The 4632-nt window shown below is 68.0% G+C and carries 7 protein-coding genes and 2 pseudogenes; 6 read left to right on the plus strand and 3 right to left on the minus strand.

Annotated elements, in window-relative coordinates; genetic code table 11:
- From FXN61_RS51245 to FXN61_RS47405, 3 genes and pseudogenes are all read right to left on the minus strand, one after another.
- A pseudogene (locus FXN61_RS51245) lies at positions 1-386 on the minus strand (hypothetical protein); the annotation flags it as partial.
- Positions 383-997, minus strand: a complete 615-nt coding sequence (locus FXN61_RS56085; protein ID WP_167980334.1) for a sigma-70 family RNA polymerase sigma factor — start codon at positions 995-997, stop codon at positions 383-385. The gene FXN61_RS56085 and the pseudogene FXN61_RS51245, both read right to left, overlap by 4 nt.
- Positions 994-1275: a hypothetical protein gene (locus tag FXN61_RS47405; protein ID WP_167980335.1), complete on the minus strand. Its 282-nt coding sequence runs from the start codon at positions 1273-1275 to the stop codon at positions 994-996. The genes FXN61_RS56085 and FXN61_RS47405 overlap by 4 nt, the downstream gene beginning before the upstream one ends.
- Positions 1276-1765: 490 nt before the next feature.
- Between FXN61_RS47405 and FXN61_RS56850 the strand changes: the two genes are divergently transcribed.
- The 6 genes and pseudogenes from FXN61_RS56850 to FXN61_RS47435 form a co-directional block, all read left to right on the plus strand.
- Entirely contained in the window at positions 1766-1999 is a 234-nt protein-coding gene (locus FXN61_RS56850) for an endonuclease domain-containing protein (protein ID WP_376770824.1), read from the plus strand.
- A 175-nt stretch (positions 2000-2174) separates the two neighbouring features.
- Positions 2175-2321 (plus strand): hypothetical protein, encoded by a 147-nt coding sequence (locus FXN61_RS51250; protein ID WP_223165893.1) that lies wholly within the window; start codon positions 2175-2177, stop codon positions 2319-2321.
- Between the two features lie 214 nt (positions 2322-2535).
- Positions 2536-3474 (plus strand): sigma-70 family RNA polymerase sigma factor, encoded by a 939-nt coding sequence (locus tag FXN61_RS47420; protein ID WP_312878556.1) that lies wholly within the window; start codon positions 2536-2538, stop codon positions 3472-3474.
- Positions 3475-3483: 9 nt separating this feature from the next.
- Complete coding sequence (locus FXN61_RS47425) at positions 3484-3837, plus strand: VOC family protein (RefSeq protein ID WP_188136256.1); 354 nt, start codon at positions 3484-3486, stop codon at positions 3835-3837.
- A gap of 10 nt (positions 3838-3847) precedes the next feature.
- Positions 3848-4417 (plus strand): GNAT family N-acetyltransferase, encoded by a 570-nt coding sequence (locus tag FXN61_RS47430; protein WP_167980337.1) that lies wholly within the window; start codon positions 3848-3850, stop codon positions 4415-4417.
- Positions 4414-4632, plus strand: a pseudogene (locus FXN61_RS47435) (hypothetical protein); the annotation flags it as partial. The gene FXN61_RS47430 and the pseudogene FXN61_RS47435, both read left to right, overlap by 4 nt.

Genomic DNA, 4632 nt, shown 5'->3' on the forward strand with positions numbered 1-4632 from the left:
CAGGTCAGATCGCTGGTGCGCAGCACCGAGTTCTCGAGGTGCTGGCGAATCGCGGTCGCGGCGCGGTGGATGTTCGACACCGCCGCCATCTGCTCGCGACGCAGCGGCACCGCACCGGCGGTGGCTCGCTCCTGAGAGATCCTGACCGCGTCTGCGATTCGCGGTGACACCCAGCTGAAGCCGGCGGCCGAAGGAGACGGGTCCGGATGCGGGTCGTTCGTGAAGGGATCACGCTCGACCTGCGCCACGGAGTCGAGCAGCGCCTCACGTTGCGCGGGAGTGAGCGCCGCGTGAGCAGCGATGACGCCGCCAAGCAGTGCGCCGGCCTTCTCGTCGGAGAGTTCGCAACGGGCACCGTCGATGACACCGGGCTTGTTGGCGTTCACTGGCCACCTCCCCTGGGTCCGTAGGGCTTCAAGTGCGGAGACTCTCGGAGCACGTCGAGCGTGCGTTTGATCATCAAACGGACCGCCCGTTCCGTGACCTCGAAGAGTTCGGCGATGTGGCTGGCCGGAAGGTCGTCGATGAACCAAGCCAGCAGGGTGTCGCGTTGGTGGTCGGACAGCTCGGCAATCGCGGTTTGAAGTGCCGCGGCGCAAGCGGAGCCGACCACCTCCTCAGACAACCAGCTCGAGGAGGCCAGGAGCCGGCTGTCCTCCAGCGCGGCGAGGTCGGCGCAGCCGCCCATCGTCCGCGTCCGGGACCGAGCCTTGGCCAACTCCCGGAAGTACTGCTTGAGGACAAACCGCGCGTTGCAGTACAGGAAGACCCTCAGATTTGGCGGGGGCTCCTGGCCGGGATGGGCCTTCTGCCACACAAGTAGACGCAGGAACGTCTCCTGAGTGAGCAGGTCGGCCTCGGCCTCGAGCCCGCGTCGACAGAAGTACTCGTGCACGCGCACGAGGTCCGCGCCCAGCGTCGCCGGGTCGAGGAGCCAAGGCTGCTCGGGCGGCCCTGGTTCCCGCTCGGGCAGCTCGTCCGATGTGGAGACGGTCACGACCGCGCGACCTCCGCGGTGCCCGGCGCCTCGGGGTGCTCGGCTGCGCCGACGCTGATCGACCAGGTCGTCCCGTCCGGCTCACGTGCCGTGACCGACGCCGACCGCGTCTGCCCCGCGAGCGTGGCGGCGAGCTCCGCCATCGTGGCACCGCGCTCGACCGCAAGCGCAACCCGTCCCCTGGACTGCACCACCGTGCGGACCAGTCCCGTGATTCCACGCGGGACCTGCGCCAGCAGGTCTTCGATCGGCACATCTGCCGGGGGTTCCAGCGTCACGCGACGCCTCCTTCAAGGGGTGATCCGGTACACCTCCACACCGACATCGGCGGCGCTGAGCGGAACAAGACCCTCCAAACTGTGGCCGTGATCACACTCGCGGCCACAGTTTGGGGGCTCGTGGCCTGGACGTTCGTGAACTCATCGAGTGCATGTCTTCGGAGATTGCGGCCGCGCGAAAAGTGAGTGCCGGCACTGGGTGCTGTGTCGTGCCAGACGGCGTACGGGTCCAGGATCAACCGAGGGCGAGTTCGCGTGGCTGCGGCTTTGCGTCGTTGTCCATGCCGCGTGACGGTGTGGTGGCCTCGCGGTGCGGCCGTCGTGTCCCTGAGAGGCGTGCTGCGCGAACTGGTTGGTGGCGTGGCGAGTTTGCTCCGGCGTCCGCCTGGGCCCAGTATTCGATCACGCTTCAGGCCCGATGCCGTGAAGCCTTCTCGCTCTCCCGCCGCAGCTTGATTCGGGCAGTCCGGTCGGGCTGGTGCGGGCCAAGGTGATCAAGGCGTTGGGCTGGGCATGTAGCGGCTGCGGCCGCCGCGGGGAATTCGTCGACCACGATCACTTCACCGGCATGGTGCGGGGGTTTCTGTGCAAGCACTGCGGAGCGGACCGGCGTGAGCTAAGGGTGATCACCACGAACCCGCGAAGGTCAACACAAGGTACTCGGCAGGTCGTGGAGGTGCACTGGCCGCTCGCTCAGCTGAGCGAGGACGCGAACTCGAGATGATTCGCCCTCCGAGCACGACGGTGAATCGCGGTCAGTCGACAAGCCGTAGCGGTGTGGTGCTCAGGACACCCGCAAAGAGGTCGCCGAGCAGGTCCGGGAGGTTGGCAGGCAGGAGTTTGTCCATGCCCGTGGCAACCGACCTCGTCCACCGCCTGCGGACGAGCCCGTGCCGGATATGACCGTGCACGTCGGCGGCAACACCGCCGCCGGGGTCGATCTTGCCGACCGCGTGACCGACAAGCTGCCACTCGTCATCGGAGTCGTCCTGCTGCTGTCGGTCACGGTCCTGCTGCTGTCCTTCCGAGCGCCACTGCTGGCGTAGAAGGCGGCGGTGATGGACCTGATCTCCGTCGGCGCTGCCTACGGCGTCCTCGTGGCGGTGTTCAGCTGCGCCCGCTTCGCGTACCAGCCTGAGCCTGACGGGCCGGAGATGACGGACAGTCGTGATCGGCGGGCCGGGCGAGCAGGTGCTGACCGGGGAACGTCCTCCACTGACCATCCGACGGAAACTCATCGGTCCGCGTAGGGTCCAGGTCGTGATCGAGACGCTGGAGCCGTTCCGGATCGAGCTGACCGGCTACTGCTACCGCATGCTCGGCTCCGGCTTCGAGGCCGAGGACGCCGTGCAGGAGACGCTCGTGCGCGCGTGGAAGGCGTTCGACAGCTACGACTCGTCGCGCGCGTCGCTGCGGACGTGGCTCTACCGCATCGCCACCAACATCTGCATCGACATGCAGCGCAGCGCCCAGAGACGCGCCCTGGCCATCGACCTCGGACCGGCCGGCGGTGACATCGGCGCGCCGCTGCACGAACGCGTCTTCGTGCAACCGGTGCCCGACGTGAAGGTCCTGCCTGAGGACCAGGCGATCCGACGCGAAACCATCCGGCTGGCGTTCGTCGCCGCACTTCAGCACCTGCCGCCCCGCCAGCGAGCCGTGCTGATCCTGCGGGACGTGCTGGCCTGGCAGGCTTCCGAGGTCGCGGCGTTGCTGGACATCTCGGTCGCGTCGGCGAACAGCGCGTTGCAGCGGGCGCGGGCGACGTTGCGGGCCGTCGACCCCGGCGAGCCGTTGAACCCCGCAGACCCCGTGCAGAAGGCGCTGCTCAGCCGCTACTGCGAGGCGTTCGAACGGCACGACGTGCGGACTCTGGTGGCTTTGCTGCACGAGGACGTCACGATGTCGATGCCGCCGTTCAGCTGGTGGCTGCGCGGGCGTGGACCGATCTCGGTCGCTTTGAGCGATCCCAACTCGTCGTGCAAGGGCGCGTGGCTGGTTCCGGTCAACGCCAACGCTTCGCCCGCGTACTGGCAGATGCGGCCCGGGATGGACCAGCCGTTCGGGCTGGTGTTCCTCGACGTGCGGGGTGGGCGGGTCACGGGCAACACGACGTTCCTGAACGTCTCCGAGCTGCTGCCGATTTTCGGTGCACCGATGAGTTCCGGCCCGTCGTCCCGTATCCCGGTGGACGACTAGGAGGACATCATGGCGATCCAGCCCATCATCGCGACCCCGAACCTGAAGGCCGTGCAGGCGTTCTACGAGCAGGTCCTCGGCGCGACCGAGGTGTTCCGGTATCCGGAGAAGGGACGCGTGTTCTACAAGACGGTCAAGATCGGCGACGCCGAGCTCGGGCTGGTGGCCGAGAAGGTCGACGTCTCGGCGCCGTCCCGGATCACGTTGAGCATCGCGGTGGCCGACGTCAACGCGGTGCTGCCGCTGGTCGAAGCGGCGGGAGGCCGGGTGCAGGGGCCGTCCAACGACATGCCCTGGGGTCAACGCGTTGCGCACGTGTTCGATCCCGACGGAAACGCCGTGAACCTCACCCAGGACCTCTAAGCTTGGTCCCGTGATCCGGATCGTGCCGTCGGACGAGGTGCCGTGGGAGGACGTCGAGGCGATCTTCGACGGGTCCGAGCCGGGCAAGTGCCACTGCCAGCGCTACAAGGTCAAGGGCTGGATGTGGCGCGACTCGACGTTCGACGAGCGCTACGCCGCGCACGAGGAGCAGTCGGCGAGGGGCAGCGGGCTGGTGGCCTATGTGGACGATCAGCCCGCCGGGTGGGTGGCCGTCGAACCCCGGTGTGACTACGCCAAGTTGCTCGACATGCCCATCCCGTGGAAGGGCCGCGCCGAGGACAAGGACGACGACGGCGTGTGGGCCGTGACGTGTTTCGTGGTGCGCAAAGGGTTCCGCAGGCAAGGGCTCACCTACGAGCTCGCGGCGGCGACCGTGGAGCACGCGCGCAAGAACGGGGCGAGCGCGGTCGAGGCCTACCCCATGATCGCCGCCCCCGGCCAGAACGTCACCTGGGGCGAGATGCACGTCGGTGCGCGCCAGGTGTTCGAGGAGGCCGGATTCACCCAGGTCACGCACCCCACCAAACGACGTTTCGTGATGCGAGTGGAGTTCTCATGAACTTCGAGGAGATCATCGTCCGGACCGAGCGGCTGGACTTCCCCGCGCTGACCGCGGGTGACGGGCCGATCGTCGTGTGCTGGCATGGCTTTCCCGACCATCCGGCCTCGTTCAGGCCGCTCGCCGAACGCCTGGTCGCCGCGGGACGCCGGGTGGTCGCGCCGTTCCTGCGCGGGCACCACCCGTCGACGCTGGGGCAGCTGCCGTTCGGTGAC

This window comes from Lentzea indica (assembly GCF_012184385.1).
GTDB lineage: Bacteria > Actinomycetota > Actinomycetes > Mycobacteriales > Pseudonocardiaceae > Lentzea > Lentzea indica.